At 70.4% G+C, this 19760-nt stretch carries 15 protein-coding genes; 3 read left to right on the plus strand and 12 right to left on the minus strand.

All coding sequences use genetic code 11. The features are described from left to right. Nucleotides 1–83: 83 nt before the first annotated feature. Together glmS and AB0L95_RS14080 are read right to left on the minus strand one after the other, a co-directional pair. On the minus strand, nucleotides 84–1901 hold the full coding sequence (gene glmS, locus AB0L95_RS14075) for a glutamine--fructose-6-phosphate transaminase (isomerizing) (protein ID WP_365161570.1): 1818 nt from the start codon (nucleotides 1899–1901) through the stop codon (nucleotides 84–86). Between the two features lie 64 nt (nucleotides 1902–1965). Next, nucleotides 1966–2223, minus strand: a complete 258-nt coding sequence (locus AB0L95_RS14080) for a hypothetical protein (protein WP_365161572.1) — start codon at nucleotides 2221–2223, stop codon at nucleotides 1966–1968. Nucleotides 2224–2388: 165 nt separating this feature from the next. Between AB0L95_RS14080 and AB0L95_RS14085 the strand changes: the two genes are divergently transcribed. Both AB0L95_RS14085 and AB0L95_RS14090 read left to right on the plus strand, forming a co-directional pair. After that, nucleotides 2389–3960 (plus strand): metallophosphoesterase family protein, encoded by a 1572-nt coding sequence (locus AB0L95_RS14085; RefSeq protein ID WP_365161574.1) that lies wholly within the window; start codon nucleotides 2389–2391, stop codon nucleotides 3958–3960. Nucleotides 3961–4228: 268 nt separating this feature from the next. Further along, nucleotides 4229–5821, plus strand: a complete 1593-nt coding sequence (locus AB0L95_RS14090) for a beta-N-acetylhexosaminidase (protein WP_365161575.1) — start codon at nucleotides 4229–4231, stop codon at nucleotides 5819–5821. Nucleotides 5822–5888: 67 nt separating this feature from the next. On the opposite strand, the gene AB0L95_RS14095 is transcribed toward AB0L95_RS14090, so the two are convergent. From AB0L95_RS14095 to AB0L95_RS14140, 10 genes are all read right to left on the minus strand, one after another. Then, complete coding sequence (locus AB0L95_RS14095) at nucleotides 5889–7661, minus strand: IucA/IucC family siderophore biosynthesis protein (protein ID WP_365161577.1); 1773 nt, start codon at nucleotides 7659–7661, stop codon at nucleotides 5889–5891. Further along, nucleotides 7658–8206, minus strand: a complete 549-nt coding sequence (locus AB0L95_RS14100; RefSeq protein WP_365161579.1) for a GNAT family N-acetyltransferase — start codon at nucleotides 8204–8206, stop codon at nucleotides 7658–7660. Before AB0L95_RS14100 ends, AB0L95_RS14095 begins: the two co-directional genes overlap by 4 nt. Then, nucleotides 8203–9486, minus strand: a complete 1284-nt coding sequence (locus tag AB0L95_RS14105) for a SidA/IucD/PvdA family monooxygenase (RefSeq protein WP_365161581.1) — start codon at nucleotides 9484–9486, stop codon at nucleotides 8203–8205. The genes AB0L95_RS14100 and AB0L95_RS14105 overlap by 4 nt, the downstream gene beginning before the upstream one ends. Beyond that, the gene (gene desA / locus AB0L95_RS14110) at nucleotides 9470–10945 is read right to left on the minus strand and encodes a lysine decarboxylase DesA (protein WP_365161583.1); all 1476 of its coding nucleotides are present in this window, start codon (nucleotides 10943–10945) and stop codon (nucleotides 9470–9472) included. Before desA ends, AB0L95_RS14105 begins: the two co-directional genes overlap by 17 nt. Before the next feature lie 121 nt (nucleotides 10946–11066). Further along, complete coding sequence (locus AB0L95_RS14115; RefSeq protein ID WP_365161585.1) at nucleotides 11067–11918, minus strand: siderophore-interacting protein; 852 nt, start codon at nucleotides 11916–11918, stop codon at nucleotides 11067–11069. A 73-nt stretch (nucleotides 11919–11991) separates the two neighbouring features. After that, nucleotides 11992–13041, minus strand: coding sequence for an ABC transporter substrate-binding protein (locus AB0L95_RS14120; protein WP_365161587.1), 1050 nt, complete (start codon nucleotides 13039–13041; stop codon nucleotides 11992–11994). A 186-nt stretch (nucleotides 13042–13227) separates the two neighbouring features. Further along, nucleotides 13228–14388, minus strand: coding sequence for an acyl-CoA dehydrogenase family protein (locus tag AB0L95_RS14125; RefSeq protein ID WP_365161589.1), 1161 nt, complete (start codon nucleotides 14386–14388; stop codon nucleotides 13228–13230). Nucleotides 14389–14393: 5 nt separating this feature from the next. Next, entirely contained in the window at nucleotides 14394–15332 is a 939-nt protein-coding gene (locus AB0L95_RS14130) for a hydroxymethylglutaryl-CoA lyase (protein ID WP_365161591.1), read from the minus strand. Then, nucleotides 15329–17269: a biotin carboxylase N-terminal domain-containing protein gene (locus tag AB0L95_RS14135; RefSeq protein ID WP_365161593.1), complete on the minus strand. Its 1941-nt coding sequence runs from the start codon at nucleotides 17267–17269 to the stop codon at nucleotides 15329–15331. The genes AB0L95_RS14130 and AB0L95_RS14135 overlap by 4 nt, the downstream gene beginning before the upstream one ends. 8 nt (nucleotides 17270–17277) lie before the next feature. Then, nucleotides 17278–18894, minus strand: a complete 1617-nt coding sequence (locus AB0L95_RS14140) for a carboxyl transferase domain-containing protein (RefSeq protein ID WP_365161594.1) — start codon at nucleotides 18892–18894, stop codon at nucleotides 17278–17280. Between the two features lie 86 nt (nucleotides 18895–18980). On the opposite strand from AB0L95_RS14140, the gene AB0L95_RS14145 reads away from it, so the two are divergent. Continuing rightward, nucleotides 18981–19580 (plus strand): TetR/AcrR family transcriptional regulator, encoded by a 600-nt coding sequence (locus AB0L95_RS14145; protein ID WP_365161596.1) that lies wholly within the window; start codon nucleotides 18981–18983, stop codon nucleotides 19578–19580. The last annotated feature ends 180 nt before the right edge of the window (nucleotides 19581–19760 follow it).

The raw sequence follows: 19760 nt of genomic DNA on the forward strand, positions 1-19760 counted from the left end.
CTTGAGGGAACGACCCCCTGTGCTGGTGGCACACAGGGGGTCGTTCACGTCGTGCGAGGTGATCCGGGGCGGAGGGGGAGCCGCTACTCCACCGTCACCGACTTGGCCAGGTTGCGCGGCTTGTCGATGTCCCGGCCCAGCGCCAGTGCGGTGTGGTAGGCGAGGAGCTGCAGCGGGATGCCCATCAGGATCGGGTCCAGCTCGTCCTCGTTCTTCGGGACCACGATCGTGTGGTCGGCCTTCTCCTGCGCCCGGTGGGCGACCGCGAGGATCTTGCCGCTACGGGCCTTGATCTCCTCCATGGCCGCGCGGTTCTTCTCCAGCAGATCGTCGTCCGGCACGATCGCCACGGTCGGCAGGGCCGGCTCGATCAGCGCCAGCGGGCCGTGCTTCAGCTCGGAGGCCGGGTAGGCCTCGGCGTGGATGTACGAGACCTCCTTCAGCTTCAGCGAGGCCTCGCGGGCCACCGGGTAGCCGCGCACACGGCCGATGAAGAGCATCGAGCGGGCGTCGGCGAACTGGTCCGCCAGCGCCTTGATCTCCTCCTCCTGCTTGAGGATCTCGGAGATCTGCTGGGGCAGCTTCCGCAGACCCTCGATGATCCGCTTGCCGTCGCGCACCGACAGGTCCCGGGTGCGGCCGAGGTGCAGCGCGAGCAGCGCGAAGGCGACGGTGGTGTTGGTGAAGCACTTGGTGGAGACCACGCACACCTCGGGGCCGGCGTGGACGTACATGCCGCCGTCCGCCTCCCGCGCGATCGCCGAGCCGACGACGTTGACGATGCCCAGCACCCGCGCGCCCTTGCGCTTGAGCTCCTGGACGGCCGCGAGGACGTCGTAGGTCTCACCTGACTGCGAGACCGCGACGTACAGCGTGTCGGGGTCCACGACCGCGTTGCGGTAGCGGAACTCGGAGGCGGGCTCGGCGTCCGCGGGGATCCGGGCCAGCTCCTCGATCATCTGGGCGCCGATCATGCCGGCGTGGTACGAGGTGCCACAGCCGAGGATCTTCACCCGGCGCACCGCGCGCGCCTCGCGGGCGTCCAGGTTGAGGCCGCCCAGGTGGACGGTGGAGAACCGGTCGTCGATGCGGCCGCGCAGCACCCGGTCCACGGCCTCGGCCTGCTCGTGGATCTCCTTGTGCATGTACGTGTCGTGGCCGCCCATGTCGTACGACTCGGCCTCCCACTCCACGGTGGTCGGCTCGGCCGTCGTCCGGGTGCCCTCGGTGGTGTACGTGCGGAAGTCGTCGGCCTTGAGGGTGGCCATCTCGCCGTCGTCGAGGGTGACTATCTGACGGGTGTGGGTGACCAGCGCGGCGACGTCGGAGGCGACGAACATCTCCTTCTCGCCGATGCCGAGCACGACGGGGGAGCCGTTGCGGGCGACCACGATGCGGTCGGCGAAGTCGGCGTGCATCACCGCGATGCCGTAGGTGCCCTCGACGGCCCGCAGCGCCTGGCGGACCTTCTCCTCCAGGGTCTCGGCCTGGGAGCGGGCGATGAGGTGGGTGAGGACCTCGGTGTCGGTCTCGGAGAGGAACTCGACGCCGTCCGCCTCCAGCTTCTTCCTGAGGTCGGAGGCGTTGTCGATGATGCCGTTGTGGACGACGGCGACCTTGTGGTCGGCCGACATGTGCGGGTGGGCGTTCACGTCGGACGGGGCGCCGTGGGTGGCCCAGCGGGTGTGGGCGATACCGGTGGTGCCCTTGAAACGCGCGGGGACCTTGGCCTCCAGGTCGCGGACCCGGCCCTTGGCCTTGACCATCTTCAGGCCCGACGTCTTGGGCGACGTGACGACGATGCCCGCCGAGTCGTAGCCGCGGTACTCCAGCCGCTGCAGACCTTCCAGCAGCAGCGGGGCCACATCGCGCTTACCGATGTATCCAACGATTCCGCACATATATATCCTTAAGTCCCTTTTCCCCGTTGTGGTGAGGTGGCCCCGAGGGGCCTTCTCCGGCGCCTCAGCCGTAGACGATGCGGCGCAGCTGGCGGAGTGTGAGCTCGGGCGGCGCGACCGTGCGGTACCTCAGGTCGGCCTCGATCCGCTCGAAGATCGTCGCGTTCACCAGGCCCTGGGCCTGCAGTTCGCGATGACGGCGGCGGACGAACTCCTCGGTCGTCTCGTCGAAATAGGCGAGCACGTCCTGGACCACGCGCAGTGCCTCGCCCCGGCTCAGGGTCGTGGACCGCGTCAGATGATCAACAAGTTCGTCGTGCACCCGGTAGATCCTGCGATACGGGCGCCGGAATCGCAAGATTCGTGCCCGATTTCGGGCAGACCCTCCTGGCGGCTCTCGTGGGCCCGTGTTCGACGCCTGTCCATTCTGTGTCTTGTGCCACGTTGCTTATGTGGAGGAAGTTCAGGCCACATGGACACACCTCGTATGGGAGTACCTGAGAAGCTCGCCGCCCGCATGAACATGGCGGAGCAGCACGAGTACCTGCGCACGCGATTCTCCCGGCGCACGATGATCAGAGGCGGCGCCGTCACCCTGGGCGCCGTCACCGGTGGCGCGTTCGTCCCGGGCGCCACCGCCCAGGCCGCCGTCCCCACCCAGCGCACCGCCCCCGCCCCCGCGACCGAGTCCGTCGACGGCGCCCTCGTCGCGCCCTTCGGCCGCCACCTCGCCTTCGGCAACGACCCGCGCACCGAGATCACCGTCTCCTGGCAGGTCCCGGTCGCCGTGAAGAAGCCGTTCATCCGCATCGGCGCCCACCCCTGGGACCTCTCCCGCAAGATCCCCGCCGAGGTCCGCACCCTCTACACCCCGGCCGGCGTCGGGGCCAGCGGCGACCACACCCAGTACTACCTGCACGCCAGGCTCACCAACCTGCGCCCCGGCAAGACCTATTACTACGGCGTCGGCCACGCGGGCTTCGACCCGGCCGAGCGGCACCTGCTCGGCACCCTCGGCACCTTCACCACGGCTCCCGCCCACAAGGAGCCGTTCACCTTCACCGCGTTCGGTGACGAGGGCGTCAGCTACCACGGCCTGGCCAACAACGCCCTGCTGCTCGGCCAGAACCCGGCCTTCCATCTGCATGCCGGCGACATCGCCTACGCCGACCCGTCCGGCGCCGGCAAGACCGCCGACACGGGCTTCGACTCCCGCGTGTGGGACCAGTTCCTGTACCAGACGGAGTCGGTCGCCAAGCAGGTCCCGTGGATGCCGGCCTACGGCAACCACGACATGGAAGCCTGGTACTCGCCCAACGGCTACGGCGGCGAGGAGGCCCGCTGGACCCTGCCGGACAACGGACCGGACAAGACGAACCTCCCGGGCGTCTACTCCTTCGTCTACGGCAACACGGCGGTCATCTCGCTGGACGCCAACGACATCTCCTTCGAGATCCCGGCCAACCTCGGCATCTCGGGCGGCACCCAGACCAAGTGGCTGGAGGCCCAGCTCAAGAAGTACCGCGCCAGCCACGACATCGACTTCGTCGTCGTGTTCTTCCACCACTGCGCGTACTGCACCTCCACGGCGCACGCCTCGGAGGGGGGCGTGCGACAGGAGTGGGTGCCGCTGTTCGAGAAGTACACCGTGGACCTGGTCATCAACGGCCACAACCACCAGTACGAGCGCACCGACGTCATCAAGGGCGACAAGGTCGTCAAGAAGCTCCCGATCGGCGGCACGGCGTACCCCGAGTCCGAGGGCGTGGTGTACGTGACGGCGGGCGCGGCGGGCCGCAGCCTGTACGCGTTCAGCGCCCCGCTGTCGTACGAGGGCCACGAGAACGAGGTCGAGTCCGTCGCCTCGTTCATCAACGTCAAGGAAGGCAAGCAGAACGAGACGGTCGCCTGGTCGCGCGTGCGCTACCTCGACTACTCCTTCCTGCGCGTCGACGTCACCCCCGCCGCCAAGGGCCGCCACGCCACGCTGACGGTGCGCGGCATCGCCGAGTCCGGTGAGCAGGTCGACCACTTCACGGTGGCGCGCCGGGCGAAGTAACACCACTGCGGAAGGCCACTTCGGCGCCCGGACGGCAGGGCGCGGGAGACGGCGGGCGGTCCTCGTGTCCGGAACGAGGGCCGCCCGCTTGGTTCTCGGCGCGTTTCCCGGCCGCCGGACGCCCCACCGGGAGCCCTCGCACGGCCTGCCCGCCGGGATGAATTTCCGGCGGGGCAAGGGTTGCCCGGGCCCGATCTGCGGGAGAGTGGTCTATACCCCTCTCGTCCGGTCCGGGCGAGCCCATGGGTCCTCGTGGAAGGGAGCGCATGTGTCACAGCACCACAGAACGCCCCGCATCCTCGGAACACTTCTGCTCGTCGCGACGGCCGGACTCACCCTCGGCGTCGGCGCCCAGCCCGCCGCGGCCGCCCGCGACGCCGGAGCCTTCGCCCGGGTGGTCCCGGCGCCCGCCTCCGCCGAGGCGGGCGGGTCCCCGTACGCGATCACACAGAGCACCCGCATCCGGGTGGACGGCACGAGCGAGACCCGGCGCGTCGGCGAGTACCTCGCGGACGTCCTGCGGCCCTCGACCGGCTACCGGCTGCCGGTCACCACGACCGGCGCCGGAGGCATCCGGCTCACCCTCGGCAGCGGCCCGTTCGGCGCCGAGGGCTATCGGCTCGCCAGCGACGCCCGGGGCGTGACCATCACCGCCGGCCGGCCCGCCGGTCTCTTCCACGGGGTGCAGACGCTGCGCCAGTTGCTGCCCCCGGCCGTCGAGAGGAAGACCGTGCAGCCCGGCCCCTGGCTGGTCGCGGGCGGCACCGTCACGGACTCCCCGCGCTACGCCTACCGTGGCGCGATGCTCGACGTCTCCCGCCACTTCTTCAGCGTCGCCCAGGTCGAGCGCTACATCGACGCCCTGGCGCTCTACAAGATCAACACCCTGCATCTGCATCTGAGCGACGACCAGGGCTGGCGCATCGACGTCGACTCCTGGCCGCGTCTTGCGGCCTACGGCGGCTCGACCCAGGTCGGCGGCGGCAAGGGCGGCTTCTACACCAAGGCGCAGTACCAGGAGATCGTCCGCCATGCCGCCGCCCGCTATGTCGAGATCGTCCCCGAGATCGACCTGCCCGGCCACACCAACGCCGCGCTCGCCTCGTACGCCCCGCTGAACTGCGACGGCGTCGCACCCCCGCTCTACACCGGTACCGACGTGGGCTTCAGCTCGCTGTGCGTGAACAAGCCGGTGACCTACGACTTCGTGGACGACGTCGTGCGGGAGCTGGCCGCCCTCACCCCGGGCCGCTACCTCCACATCGGCGGCGACGAGGCGCACTCCACCAGCCACGCCGACTATGTGACGTTCATGGACCGGGTGCAGCCCATCGTCGCCAAGTACGGCAAGACCGTGATCGGCTGGCACCAGATGACCGGGGCGCACCCGGCGAAGGGCGCGCTCGCCCAGTACTGGGGCCTCGACGACACCGCCGCCGACGAGAAGGCCCAGGTCGTCCAGGCCGCGCGCAACGGCACCGGGCTGATCCTGTCTCCGGCCGACCGGGTCTACCTCGACATGAAGTACACCAAGGACACACCGCTCGGACAGGACTGGGCGGGGCTGGTGGAGGTGAAACGGTCCTACGACTGGGACCCGGGCACCTATCTGCCGGGCGCGCCCGCCTCGGCGATCGCCGGTGTCGAGGCGCCGCTGTGGTCCGAGACGATCGTCACCGACGCCGACATCGACTACATGGCCTTCCCTCGGCTGCCGGGCGTGGCCGAGCTGGGCTGGTCGCCGGCCGCCACGCACGACTGGGACGCCTACCGGGTACGGCTCGCGGCACAGGGGCCCCGGTGGGAGGCGCTGGGAATCGGGTACTACCGGTCGCCCCAGGTGCCCTGGCCCGCGCGGTAGGTCCGCGAGACGACGACGGGCACCCCGGTGGACCGTACACCGGGGTGCCCGCCTGTCTGTTCGGGCCTCAGCGGCCCGCGATCGGGTTCCTCAGGGTCCCGACCAGCTGGAGCGCCCCCGAGGGATCCGCGAGGTCCACCATCTGCCGGTTGTTGCGCAGCTGGAGCCGGTTGAGGCAGGACAGGGCGAACTCCGGGGCGAACATGTCGTACCGCCGGAACCGGTCGGCGAGGTGCGGATGCGCGTCCTGGTACTCGTGGACGACCTCGGCGACTGTGCGCCAGAAGTCCTCCTCCGCCAGGACGCCCTCGCTCGCGAGGTTCGCCGCGACGAAGCGGAAGAAGCAGTCGAAGACGTCCGTGAAGACCGACAGCAGCTTCTGGTCCTCGGGCACCTCCACCCGGATCCGGGTGACCTCCGGCGGCAGCACCGCGTCCGGGTCCATCACCGCGATCTCCTCGGCGATGTCCTTGAAGACCGCGCGCCGCACCACACCGTCCTCCAGGACGAGGATGACGTTCTCGCCGTGCGGCATGAAGACCAGGTCGTAGGCGTAGAAGCAGTGCAGCAGCGGGGTGAGGTAGGCCCGCAGATACCGGCGCAGCCACTCGGTGGGGGCGAGCCCCGACTGCTCGATCAGCGCCCCCGCGAAGGAGGCGCCCTCGTGGTCGACATGGGCGAGGGAGGCCATCGTCGCCAGGGTCTCGCCCTCCTGGAGCGAGCCGACCGGGCTCTCGCGCCACAGGGCGGCGAGCATCGTGCGGTACGGGGAGGTGCGGTCGGTGGCCGCCTCGTACTCCAGATGGCGGTAGCCGACGGCAGCCCGCTCGCGCAGGATCGTCAGGCCGGTCGCCTTGAGCACCGGATCGCCCTCGATCAGCCCGTGCAGCCAGTCGTTGATCGCCGGGGTCGCCTCCATGTAGGCGGCCGAGAGCCCGCGCATGAACCCCATGTTGAGGACGGACAGGGCCGTCTTCACGTAGTACTTCTCGGGGTGGTCGCTGTTGAAGAAGGTCCGTACCGACTGCTGGGCCAGATACTCGTCGTCCCCCTCGCCGAGGCAGACGAGGTGCCCCCGGGCGACCTCCGCGGCGAAGGTGACGGTGAGCTTGTTCCACCACTGCCAGGGATGGACGGGGATGAGGAGGTAGTCCGCCGGGTCCAGGCCCTGGCCGGTGAGCTGCCGGTGGAAGCGGTCCAGGGTCGCGGCCCCCAGCTCCTGCCGTACGAAGGACTCGTACGCGATGCCCGTGCCGGCCGTGAACGCGGCCCGTGAGCGGTGCGCCGCCAGCCACACCAGCCGGAGGGGGTTCGCGGTCTCGGGGGCGTACGACAGGTACTCGTGGATGCCGAAGCCGAGCCGCCCGTTGTTGGCGACGAAGCAGGGGTGGCCCTCGGTCATCCCGGTCTCTATGGCCTGGAACCCGCTTCGGGCCAGGCCGGCGGAGGTGACCTGCGGCTTGGTGAGCTTGTAGCAGGTGCCGGAGAGAGTGGAGGAGATCTCCTCCAGATAGACGGGCAGGATCTCGTTGCTCAGGCCGAGGGACGTCCTCAGCTCGATGAAGAAGTCCAGCGCCGCGAGGGGAAGTTCGGCGCCGTCACGGTGGCGGGTGATCGACTCGGGGTCGACCTCCCAGTGGTCGAGGGCACGCAGGGTGGCGCGGAACCGGTAGCGGGTGAGCCGGTCGTCGCTGTGGACGACGTAGTGGCCGTCGTCCCCCGGTGCGGGGGTGATCAGCCGCTCGTGCGCGAACTCGGCCAGCGCCTTGCGTATGAGGAGACGGTTGGCCTGCTCCCAGCGCTCCGGGGAGAGATGGGCGACGGCGTCGGTGAGGGTCATGCCGCCACCGCCCGCTCGAACCGCTCGCGGGTGCAGAAGCTGAGCAGCGCCGTCTTCTCCGGCGTGGTGATCTCCCGCTCGGGCACGAACCCGACCGCCGTGTTCAGCGCGTGCACGGCCGTGTTGCGCACATCGGGCTCGACCACGATCCGCTCGGTGGCCGGGTCCTCGAACAGCTGCCGCACGACGGCGGTGATGACGGCCCGGGTGAACCCGTGCACGGGCCGGTCGGTGGGGGCGACGAGGAAGTGCATGCCGACGTCACCGGGCCGGGGCTCGTACAGGCCGACGAGTTCGCGGTGGGCGGGGTCGTAGTGCTCCATCAGGAACGCGGGCTCGCCGTCGTGCAGCCCGAGGAACGCGTGGTGGTGCCGGTCGGCCGCGATCTCCATGTACGCCCGCTCCACGTCCTCCAGCCGGGCCTCCTGCATCATCCAGAAGGCCGCCTTGGGGTGGGTGACCCAGCGGTGCAGGAGTTCGGCGTCCTTGAGGGGGTCGAGGGGGCGGAAGGCGAGGGTGCCGACGGCACTCGTGGTCGTGCTCATACCGCGAACTCCTGGAAGGCGATGGTCTTCTCGACGGGGTAGTACTCGGTGCCCAGCAGTTCCCGGATGATGTACGCGTTCCGGTAGGCGCCCATGCCCAGGTCGGGGCTGGTGATGCTGTGCGTGTGGACGCCGGCGTTCTGCAGGAACACGCCCCGGCCCGTCACGTCGACGGCGTAGTTGCGGGCCACGTCGAAGTTGCCGTGTCCGTCGTAGCGCAGACGGTCGCGGACCGGCTTCAGGAACTCCGGTTCGACGTACCGGTAGCCGGTCGCGAGGATCAGGCCCTGGGAACTCAGCTCGAAGTCCTTCCCCTGCTCCTCCTGGCGGAAGCCGAGGGTGAAGGTGCCGTTCTCGTGGCGGGCGCCGGTGAGCGCGGAGTTGGTGAGCAGTCGGGTGGGCACCGGGCCGTCGAGGTTCTTCTGGTACAGCAGGTCGAAGATCTCGTCGATCAGAACCCCGTCGATGCCCTTGAACAGGCCCTTCTGCTGCTCGGTGAGGCGGTAGCGGGTCGGTTCGGGCAGGGCGTGGAAGTAGTCGATGTACTCCGGGGAGGTCATCTCCAGGGTGAGCTTGGTGTATTCCAGCGGGAAGAAGCGCGGGGAGCGGGTCACCCAGTCCAGCCGGTAGCCGTGGACGTCGATCTCGCTGAGCAGGTCGTAGTAGATCTCGGCGGCGGACTGGCCGCTGCCGACCAGGGTGATCGACTCCTTGGTCTGGAGCTGGTGCTTGCGGTCCAGATAGCGCGAGTTGTGGATGACGTCGCCCGCGAGGCCCCGGCAGGCCTCGGGGATGTGGGGCGGGGTGCCGGTGCCGAGGACCAGGTGGCGGGCCCGGTAGACGTCCCCCTCCCGCGTGTGTACGACGTACAGCTCGTCCTGCTCCTCGTACGTCACCTCGGTGACCGTGGTGTCGTAGCGGACGCAGCTCAGCTTCGAGGCCGCCCAGCGGCAGTAGTCGTCGTACTCCACGCGCAGCGGATAGAAGTTCTCGCGGATGTAGAACGAGTACAGCCGCCCGCGCTCCTTGAGGTAGTTGAGGAAGGAGTACGGGGAGGTGGGGTCGGCCAGGGTGACCAGGTCGGACATGAACGGGGTCTGGAGGTGGGCGCCCTCCAGGAACATCCCGGAGTGCCACTCGAAGGCGGGCTTCGACTCCAGGAAGACGCCGTCGAGTCGGTCGATCGGCTCGGTGAGGCAGGCGAGGCCGAGGTTGAAAGGGCCGAGTCCGATCCCCACGAAGTCGTGGGTGGTGTCGGGGGTGTCAGGATGCGCGGTCAAGGGACTCTCCCAGGTACTGCTCGGCGTGGCCGGCGATCAGATCGAGTACGGCGGCGATGTCGTCGGCCGTCGTCTCGGGATTGAGCAGGGTGAACTTCAGATAGTGGCGGCCGGCCACCTTGGTGCCCGCGACCACGGCGTCGCCGGAGGCGAACAGGGCCTTGCGGGCGTACAGGTTGGCGCGGTCGATACCGGCGGGGTCGGTGACGGCCGCCGGGATGTAGCGGAAGACCAGGGTGGACAGCTGCGGCTCGACGACCACGTCGAAGCGGGGGTCGGCCGCCAGCAGTGCCCAGCCCTTTCGTGCCAGGTCGCAGACCTCGTCGAAGAGGGCGCCGACGCCGTCCGCGCCCATCACGCGCAGGGTCATCCACAGCTTGAGGGCGTCGAAGCGGCGGGTGGTCTGCAGGGACTTGTCGACCTGGTTGGGGATGCGCTCGGTGACCATGCGGCGCGGGTTGAGATAGTCCGCGTGGTAGGTCGCATGGTGCAGTGTGGAGGCGTCCCGGACCAGCACGGCGGACGAACTCACCGGCTGGAAGAAGGACTTGTGGTAGTCGACGGTAACCGAGTCGGCGCGCTCGATGCCGTCGAGGAGATGGCGCCGGGCGGGCGAGACGAGCAGTCCGCAGCCGTAGGCCGCGTCCACGTGCAGCCAGGTGTCGTAGCGGGCGCACAGCTCGGCGATCTCCGGCAGCGGGTCGATGGAGCCGAAGTCGGTGGTCCCGGCGGTGGCGACGACGGCCATCGGGATGAGGCGGTCCGCGACGCAGCGCTCCAGCTCGTGCGCGAGGGCGACGGTCTGCATCCGCTTGTCGGCGCCCACCGGGACGGGGACGACGGCGTCGGCGCTCAGACCGAGCAGTTTCGCCGACTTCTGCACGCTGAAGTGGCCGGCCTCGGAGGCGAAGATCCGCAGTTTGGCGAGGGTGCCGGAGGCGTCGGACGTGTCCCACCCGGCCCGCCCCGGCTTGGCCTCCTCGCGGGCCAGCAGCAGCGCCTGGAGGTTGGACTGGCTGCCGCCGGAGGTGAACACGCCGTCGGCGGCGGGTCCGAAGCCGATGCGCCCGGCGGTCCAGTCGATGAGCCGGCGCTCGATCAGGGTGCCGCCGGCCGACTGGTCCCAGGTGTCGAGGGAGGAGTTGACGGCGGACAGAACAGCCTCGCCGAGCACGGCCGGGATGACGACCGGGCAGTTGAGATGGGCGAGATAGCGCGGGTGGTGGAAGTAGACGGCGTCACGGAGGTACAGCTCCTCCAGCTCGTCCAGGGCCGCGGTGCTGTCGTGCAGCGGGCGGTCCAGGTTGATCCCCTCGATGCGGGGGGCGAGGGCGTCGACCGTGACGCCGGTGAACGGACGGTCGGTGGCGGCGAGTTTGGCGGCCACCCGCTCTACTCCTTCGGTCACGGAGCGGCGGTAGTGCTCCGCGGTGAGGTCATTGAGCAGGTGCGAGCGCATGTAGGGGTCCTCCGGTGGGGACAGTCCGTGCGGGACAGGGCGGGGGCGGAGTCGCCCGGCAGAACTTAGGTTAGCCTAACCTAAGTTTGATCTCGGGAAGCCTCGCCCCCGGCGAGCGCCGTCACTCCTCGGCGCGCAGTTGCTCCTCGCTCAGCCCCTGCCGCCAGTAGCCGACGAAGGTGATGCGCCGGCGGTCGATCCCGCGTTCGCCGACGAAGTGCCGGCGCACCTCCTTGACCTGGCCGGACTCGCCCGCGATCCACACGTACGGGGCCTGTGCGTCGGGGAGTTCGGCGTCTTTGAGCGCCGTGAGGGCGGTGGGGGACCCCGTGCCGCGGACGAGCCACGTGACGTCGGCGTCGGCCTCGGTCGCCAGGTCCTGGATGTCACCGGCCTGCCCGGCCTCCAGCCAGACATGGGCGCGGGTGCCCGAGGGCAGCTGTTCGAGGATCGCGGAGGCGGCGGGCACGGCGGTCTCGTCGGCCCAGATCACCACCAGATCGGTGTCCTCGGGCGGGCGGAAGCGGATCGCGCGGTTGTCCGCGACGGCCGGGCCGATCAGGACGACACGGTCACCGGCGGCGGCACGCGAGGCCCAGAGCGAGGCGGGACCCGCCGGGACAGGGGCGCCCGGCTGCACGCCGTGCAGCACGAAGTCGATGTCGATCTCATCGGGTTCGCCGGGACCGCGCCGCAGGGACCGCAGCGTGTACGAGCGCATCACTGCCCGTACGTCGTCGGGCAGTTCGCGCCAGCCCTGCCACCAGAAGTCGCCGAGCTCGATCGGCACGGCGGGCTCGCTCTGGCCGGGATGCGGAAGGAAGAGGGACAGGCTCTGGTCGTGTCCGTCGGAGCGGAACGTACGTAGGTCGTCCCCCGCGAAGGTGATACGGACGACGGACGGGCCGAGCCGCCTCGTCCGTACGACCTGGAGGGAGAAGAAACGGAACGGGGCGGCCACGGCCGTCGTCATGGGTGCTCCTGGGGGCAGGGCTCCCGAGAGGCGGGGCTCCTCGGGAGCGGGGCGCCTGGGGCGGTGGGGGCGGTCAGCTGACCTTCTTGGCCGTCTCGATGGCCTTGGCGAGGTCCTCGAGCAGCGGGGCGCACTTGTCGTACGACAGGATCGGCTCGGGGTTGCGGGCGATGACCTGGCCCGCCTTGACCGCGGGGAGCTTCTTCCAGGTCGCCTCGGTGATGTCGGCGGGCTGGATGGCCGAGCTGCGGTTGTCCATCATGATGATGTCCGCCGGGTGCTTGTCGACGTTCTCCCAGCTCAGGTTCTCGAACCAGCCGCCGCTGGCCTTGAGCGCGGCGGCGGAGGGCTCCACGAAGTTCACGCCGAGGGCCTTGAAGTACTCCAGGTCGATGGAGAGGTTGGAGCCGGAGACGTAGAAGATGTCCTGGCTCGCGGAGCCCGCCAGCACCTTGATGCCGGGCTTGGCCTTGGTGGCGGCGCGCAGCCGGGCGGCCGCGTCCTCGAAGCGCTTCTTCGCCTGGGTGATGGCCGAGGAGGAGGTGTCCGCGCCGAGCGTCTTCGCGAGCTCCAGCATCCGCTGCAGCGGAGCGGTCATCTGGCGGTCGTAGACGGAGATGCCGACGCTGGGGGCGCCGACGGCGAGGACCTTCTTCGTCGACTCCTCCGGGACGTACCAGAGCGTCCCGGCGTCGTCGAACATCGTGGTGACGAGCAGGTCGGGGCTGAGGGCCGCGTACTTCTCGATGTTGAACTGGCCCCACTCGTTGCCGAGGATCGTGACCTTGTCGATGTCGAGGTCGCCGGCCTGGACATCGGCCTTGCCGTCCTTGGTCTTCGTCGGGCCGAAGACGCCCTTCACATCGACGCCGTAGTCGTGCAGCGCGGCGGCGACACCCACGAACGCCACGATGTTCGCGGGGACCTTGTCCGCCTTCACGGTCTGCCCGCGGTCGTCCTTGAACGACCAGGGGCCGGTCTTGTCCGTGCCCTTCGCGCTGTCCGAGCCGGTGTCTTTCCCCTTGTCGCCGCCGCAGGCCGCGAGTGCGCCACCGAGGCCGAGGGCACCGCCGGCGGCGAGAAGGCCGCGGCGGGTGAGACGGGTGGCACGGGCATTGGACATGAGTGTGCTGCCTTCGAACGGGGCGGAGCATCCGCCGGACGAGTCGAAGGTAGGTTAGCCTAACCTCACTAATTGTCCAGGGAGTGGGTCGGTCCGCGGCGGGGGCGCCTGACCGCACCTCATATGCGAAGGGGCCCGCGCCTGGTGCGGCGCGGGCCCCTCATCGCTGTGGCCGCTGCTGCGGGCTCAGCCCGTCAGTCCCAGCTCCCGGGCGATCAGCATCCGCTGGACCTCGCTCGTGCCCTCGCCGATCTCCAGGATCTTGGAGTCGCGCCACATCCGGGCCACCGGGTACTCGTTCATGAAGCCGTAGCCGCCGTGGATCTGGGTGGCGTCGCGGGCGTTGTCGACGGCGACCGTGGAGCTGTAGAGCTTCGCCAGGGCCGCCTCCTTCTTGAAGGGCTCGCCGCTGACCAGACGGGACGCCGCGTCGCGCCAGGACAGACGGGCCGTGTGGGCCTTCATCTCCATGTCCGCGATCTTGAACTGGATCGCCTGGTACGCGCCGATCGAGCGGCCGAACGCATGGCGCTCCTTGGCGTACTTCACCGACTCGTCCACACAGCCCTGGGCCAGGCCCGTCGCCAGCGCCGAGATCGCGATCCGGCCCTCGTCCAGGATGCGCAGGAACTGGGCGTAGCCGCGGCCCTCCTCGCCCAGCAGATTCGCCGCCGGGACACGCACGTCCACGAAGGACAGCTCACGGGTGTCCGACGCGTTCCAGCCCACCTTCGAGTAGGGCGCCGCCACCGTGAAGCCGGGCGTGCCGGACGGGACGATGATCGAGGAGATCTGCGGGCGGCCCTCCGGCGTACGGCCCGTCACCGCGGTGACCGTCACCAGGCCGGTGATGTCCGTGCCCGAGTTGGTGATGAAGCACTTCGTGCCGTTGATCACCCACTCGTTCGTCTCCGCGTCCAGTCGCGCCGTGGTCCGGGTGGCACCCGCGTCCGAGCCGCCGTCCGGCTCCGTCAGACCGAAGGCGCCCAGGATCTCGCCGGAGCACAGCCGCGGGAGCCACTCCTGCTTCTGGGCCTCCGTGCCGAAGCGGTGGACGGGCATCGCGCCGAGCGACACCCCCGCCTCCAGCGTGATGGCGACGGACGAGTCCACCCGGGCGAGTTCCTCCAGCGCGATACCGAGCGCCAGATAGTCGCCGCCCATGCCGCCGTACTCCTCGGGGAAGGGCAGTCCGAACAGGCCCATCCGGCCCATCTCGCGGACGATCTCGTACGGGAACTCGTGGCGCTCGTAGAAGTCGCCGATCTTGGGCGCCACGACGTCGTGAGCGAACTCCTCGACCGTGCGCCGGAGTTCCTCCAGCTCGGGGGAGAGGTGGTGGTCCATGGGGGTCACTCCTTGTGGGAGAGGGCTCGGACGGTACGGGACGGGCTGGGCCGGTCCAGGTGGGCGGCCATCCACACGCTTGTGGCGGTGAGCCGGTCGAGGTCGACCCCGGTCTCGATGCCGAGGCCGTGAAGCATCCAGACGAGGTCCTCTGTGGCGAGGTTGCCGGTGGCGGACTTGGCGTACGGGCAGCCGCCCAGGCCGCCCGCGGAGGCGTCGACGGTCGTCACGCCGTGCTGGAGCGCCGCCAGGGTGTTGGCGAGGGCCTGGCCGTAGGTGTCGTGGAAGTGCACGCCGATGGCACTGGTCGGCACGCCCTCCTCGTTCAGCTCGGACAGCAGGTCCTGGACGTGGCCCGGCGTCGCCACACCGATCGTGTCGCCCAGGCTCAGTTCGTCGCAGCCCATGTCCATCAGCGCCTTGCTGACGCGGACGACCTGGTGGATGGGGACGGCCCCCTCCCAGGGGTCGCCGAAGCACATGGACAGATAGCCGCGGACGTGCACCTTGTGCTCCTTCGCCCGCTCCACCACCGGTTGGAACATCGCGAGGGCCTCGTCCACCGTGCGGTTGAGGTTGGCCTTGGCGAAGGACTCGGTGGCGCTGGCGAAGACGGCGATCCGGCGGGCGCCGAGCGCGAGCGCGCGGTCCAGTCCGCGTCCGTTCGGGACGAGGACCGGAAGCGCCACCGGCAGATCGCTGACGAGCGGGTACAGCTGTTCGGCGTCCGCGAGCTGGGGCACCCACTCGGGGTGCACGAAGCTGGTCGCCTCGATGGTGGTCAGGCCCGCGTCCGCGAGCCGGCGGATGAACTCCGCCTTCACCTCCGTCGGCACCGTGCTCTTCTCGTTCTGCAGCCCGTCGCGCGCGCCGACCTCATGGATCCTGACCCGTGGGGGCAGGTCCTCGGAGGGCACGACCATGGGCAGTCCCTGAACGGTCATTCCGTCGCCTCCCCGTCTTCCTCGTGCGGTGCGATCACGGCCAGCACCTGGTCCATGGCGACCGTCGTGCCGGGGGTGACGTCGAGCTCGGCGACGGTCCCGGCGTGCGGGGCGGAGATGACGTGCTCCATCTTCATCGCCTCGACCACCAGCAGGCTCTGTCCGGCCGTCACCTCGTCCCCGACGGCCACCTTGACCACGGTCACCGTGCCGGGCATGGGCGCGGTCAGCGACTCGGTGCCGGAGTGCGCCGACCGGGTGAGCGACGCGGCGACCGGGTCGTGGTCGCGCACATGCCAGGCGTCGCCGTCGCGGCCCAGCCAGTCCCCGGCCCGCTGGAAGGTGTGGCGTACGCCGTCCAGGACGACGGACACCGAGTCCTCGGTCACGGTGTGGGTGCCCCGCGGGGCGTACTCCACGGGGTCGGACACCCGCAAGGGGAAGGCCACCGGCCGGGGCTCGCCGCCCAGCCGCCAGCCGCTCGGCACCGAGAACGGGTCGGTCCAGCCTGTGCCGCGCGGCTTCAGCGCCTCCAGGCGGACGGCCGCCGCGGCCTCGTAGACCTCCTGTGGCACCTCGGTGGTGACGAGGGCGTCCACCACCCGCTCCACCAGACCCGTGTCCAGATCGCCCGCCACGACCGCGGGATGGGCCAGCAGACGGCGCAGGAAACCGGCGTTGGTCTGCACGCCCAGCGTGACCGTCCGGGCGAGGGCCGCCCGCAGCTTGCGCAGCGCGGTCGCGCGGTCGGGGCCGTAGGCGATGACCTTCGACAGCATCGGGTCGTACAGGCTGCCGACCTCGGTGCCCTCGGTCAGGCCCGAGTCCGTGCGCAGCCCGTCCCCCTGTGGCTCGCGCAGCGCCAGCACGGTGCCTCCGGAGGGGAGGAAACCGCGGGCCGGGTCCTCGGCGCAGACACGGGCCTCGACCGCGTGTCCGGTGAGCGTGATGTCCTTCTGCCCGAAGGGCAGGGGCTCGCCCGCCGCCACCCGCAGCTGCCACTCCACCAGGTCCACTCCCGTGACCAGTTCGGTGACCGGGTGCTCCACCTGGAGGCGGGTGTTCATCTCCATGAAGTAGTACGACGAGGGGTCGCCGCCCGGCACGATGAACTCCACCGTGCCCGCGCCCTCGTACCCGCAGGAGCGGGCGGCCTGGACCGCCGCCTCGCCCATCGCGGTGCGCGTGGCCTCGTCGAGGAGCACACTGGGCGCCTCCTCGATGATCTTCTGGTGGCGGCGCTGGAGGGAGCACTCGCGCTCGCCCAGGTGCACCACGTTCCCGTGGCCGTCGGCCAGGACCTGGATCTCGATATGGCGGGGGCGGTCGACCCAGCGCTCGACCAGGAGCGTGTCGTCGCCGAAGGAGGCACGGGCCTCGCGGCGGGCGGCGGCGATCTCGTCCGCCAGCACGGCCGGGTCCCGCACGAGCCGCATGCCCTTGCCGCCGCCGCCCGCGCTCGGCTTCAGCAGCACCGGCATGCCGATCTCCCCGGCCGCCGCGGCCAGTTCCTCGTCTGTGAGGCCGCTGCCGCTGGATCCGGGCACGACCGGGACGCCGGCCGCGCGCACCGTCTCCTTGGCGCGGATCTTGTCGCCCATGAGGGAGATCGCCTGCGCGGGAGGGCCGATGAAGACCAGGCCCGCCTCCGCGCACGCCCGCGCGAACGCGGCGTTCTCCGCGAGGAAGCCGTACCCGGGATGCACCGCCTGGGCCCCGGTCCGGGCGGCGGCCTCCAGCAGACGCTCCACCGAGAGATAGCTCTCGGCCGCGGGCGCCGGACCGATCCGGACCGCCGTGTCGGCCTCCCGGACATGGCGGGCGTCCGCGTCGGCGTCGGAGAAGACGGCCACCGAGCGCACGCCCATCGTCCGCAGCGTCCGGATGACGCGTACGGCGATCTCGCCCCGGTTGGCCACAAGCACCGTGTCGAACATGGTCCCCCTCACATCCTGAAGACGCCGAACTGGGGCTCACCCAGGGGCGCGTTGGCGCATGCCGTCAGGGCCAGGCCCAGCACCTGCCGGGTCTCCAGCGGGTCGATCACACCGTCGTCCCACAGCCGGGCCGTCGCGTAGTACGCGTTGCCCTGGCGCTCGTACTGGGCGCGGATCGGGGCCTTGAAGGTCTCTTCCTCCTCCGCGGGCCAGTCCTCCCCGCGCGCCTCGAACTGGTCGCGCTTGACGGTCGCGAGGACCGACGCGGCCTGCTCGCCGCCCATGACGGAGATCTTGGCGTTCGGCCACATCCACAAGAAGCGCGGCGAATAGGCCCGTCCGCACATCGAGTAGTTGCCGGCGCCGAAGGAGCCGCCGATGACGACCGTGAGCTTCGGCACCCGGGTGCAGGCGACCGCCGTGACCATCTTGGCGCCGTGCTTGGCGATGCCGCCCGCCTCGTAGTCCCGCCCGACCATGAAGCCGGAGATGTTCTGCAGGAACACCAGCGGGATGCCGCGCTGGTCGCACAGCTCGATGAAGTGGGCGCCCTTCTGGGCGGACTCGGAGAACAGGATGCCGTTGTTGGCGACGATCCCGACCGGGTGGCCGTGGATGCGGGCGAAGCCGGTGACGAGGGTCTGGCCGAACTCCGCCTTGAACTCGGCGAAGCGCGAGCCGTCCACCACGCGCGCGATGACCTCCCGCACGTCGTACGGCGTGCGGGAGTCGACCGGGACCGCGCCGTACAGCCCGAAGGGGTCGACCTTCGGCTCGACGGACGGGACGACCTCCCAGGGCAGCTTCCCGCGCGCGGGGAGCGTGGAGACGATGGTCCGCACGATTCGCAGCGCGTGCGCGTCGTCCTCCGCCAGGTGGTCGGTCACGCCCGACACCCGCGAGTGGACCTCGCCGCCGCCCAGCTCCTCGGCGGTCACCACCTCACCGGTGGCCGCCTTCACCAGGGGCGGGCCGCCCAGGAAGATCGTGCCCTGGTTGCGCACGATCACGGCCTCGTCGCTCATCGCCGGGACATAGGCCCCGCCGGCCGTGCACGACCCGAGCACCGCGGCGATCTGGGGGATCCCGGCGCCCGACATCCGCGCCTGGTTGTAGAAGATCCGCCCGAAGTGCTCGCGGTCGGGGAACACCTCGTCCTGCATGGGCAGGAAGGCGCCGCCCGAGTCGACCAGATACACACAGGGGAGGCGGTTCTCCAGCGCCACCTCCTGGGCCCGGAGGTGCTTCTTCACCGTCATCGGGTAGTACGTGCCGCCCTTGACCGTGGCGTCGTTGGCGACGATCACGCACTCGCGGCCGCTGACCCGCCCGATCCCGGCGATCACCCCGGCGGCCGGGGCCTGTCCGTCGTACATCCCGTCGGCCGCGAGGGGCGCCAGCTCCAGGAAGGGCGACCCCGGATCGAGCAGGGTGTCCACACGGTCGCGCGGCAGCAGCTTGCCCCGAGCGGTGTGGCGCGCACGGGCCTTCTCGCCGCCGCCCAGCCGGGCCGCGGCCAGCTTGCCGCGCAGCTCCTCGCCGAGTGCGCGGTGCGCGTCCTCATTGGCTTGCCAGGCCTCCGACGCGGGTTCGGCCGCGCTCGTCAGCTCCGGTGCCTCCAGCATCCTGCGGTCCCCTCACCTTGTTAATGAGCGTTAACGCATTTCCTTCAGGTTAACGACCGCTAACCTCCCTGTCTAGAATTGATTTCATGGCCACCAGAACCGACGCCCCCACCCGCCGCGAGCAGATCCTCAAGGAGGCCGCGCGGCTGTTCGCCGAGCGCGGTTTCCACGGTGTCGGGGTCGACGAGATAGGCGCCGCCGTCGGCATCAGCGGACCGGGGCTGTACCGGCACTTCGCGGGCAAGGACGCCATGCTCGCGGAGCTGCTGGTGGGGATCAGCGGCCAGTTGCTGACCGGGGCGAAGCGGCGCCTGGCGGAGGCCGACGGGGCGGCCGCTCCCGAGACGGTCCTCGACTCGCTCATCGAGGGGCACATCGACTTCGCGCTCGACGACCGTCCCCTGATCACCTTGCACGACCGCGAGCTGGACCGCCTCCGGGACAGCGACCGCAAGCTCGTACGGCAGCTTCAGCGGCAGTATGTCGAGCTGTGGGTGGAGATCCTGCGCGAGGTCTACCCCGAGCTGGCGGAACCGGCGGCCCGCTCGGCGGTGCACTCGGTCTTCGGCCTGCTGAACTCGACCCCGCACCTGGGCCGCCGGGGCCCCCTCCCGAGCCGGGGAGCCACGGCGGAGCTGCTGCACCGGATGGCCCGGGGTGCCTTCGCGGCGGCCGGGGGGTCCTGACGGCGGTGCTGCCGGCGGTGGCGCCGCCGCCCGGTACGCGGCCGGTCACCCCGTCGCGGCCGGCGTCCTGGCCGCCCTCACATCAGCCGACACCGCTCTCGCCGGGATCGTCCGCACCGGGGCCGCCCGGGAAGCGTGACGAGCGTTACCAGGGGGCCTCTGGACGCCTGCCTCTACTCG

The sequence above is a fragment of the Streptomyces sp. NPDC052036 genome (genome assembly GCF_040680495.1).
Lineage (GTDB): Bacteria > Actinomycetota > Actinomycetes > Streptomycetales > Streptomycetaceae > Streptomyces.

Bases quoted from the DNA above. Each gene is read 5' to 3' on its own strand.
- desA (WP_365161583.1), bottom strand. From the start codon at position 10,945: ATGCGCTCGCACCTGCTCAATGACCTCACCGCGGAGCACTACCGCCGC.
- AB0L95_RS14115 (WP_365161585.1), bottom strand. From the start codon at position 11,918: ATGACGACGGCCGTGGCCGCCCCGTTCCGTTTCTTCTCCCTCCAGGTC.
- AB0L95_RS14085 (WP_365161574.1), top strand. From the start codon at position 2,389: ATGGGAGTACCTGAGAAGCTCGCCGCCCGCATGAACATGGCGGAGCAG.
- AB0L95_RS14125 (WP_365161589.1), bottom strand. From the start codon at position 14,388: ATGGACCACCACCTCTCCCCCGAGCTGGAGGAACTCCGGCGCACGGTC.
- AB0L95_RS14135 (WP_365161593.1), bottom strand. From the start codon at position 17,269: ATGTTCGACACGGTGCTTGTGGCCAACCGGGGCGAGATCGCCGTACGC.
- glmS (WP_365161570.1), bottom strand. From the start codon at position 1,901: ATGTGCGGAATCGTTGGATACATCGGTAAGCGCGATGTGGCCCCGCTG.
- AB0L95_RS14095 (WP_365161577.1), bottom strand. From the start codon at position 7,661: ATGACCCTCACCGACGCCGTCGCCCATCTCTCCCCGGAGCGCTGGGAG.
- AB0L95_RS14130 (WP_365161591.1), bottom strand. From the start codon at position 15,332: ATGACCGTTCAGGGACTGCCCATGGTCGTGCCCTCCGAGGACCTGCCC.
- AB0L95_RS14120 (WP_365161587.1), bottom strand. From the start codon at position 13,041: ATGTCCAATGCCCGTGCCACCCGTCTCACCCGCCGCGGCCTTCTCGCC.
- AB0L95_RS14140 (WP_365161594.1), bottom strand. From the start codon at position 18,894: ATGCTGGAGGCACCGGAGCTGACGAGCGCGGCCGAACCCGCGTCGGAG.
- AB0L95_RS14100 (WP_365161579.1), bottom strand. From the start codon at position 8,206: ATGAGCACGACCACGAGTGCCGTCGGCACCCTCGCCTTCCGCCCCCTC.
- AB0L95_RS14145 (WP_365161596.1), top strand. From the start codon at position 18,981: ATGGCCACCAGAACCGACGCCCCCACCCGCCGCGAGCAGATCCTCAAG.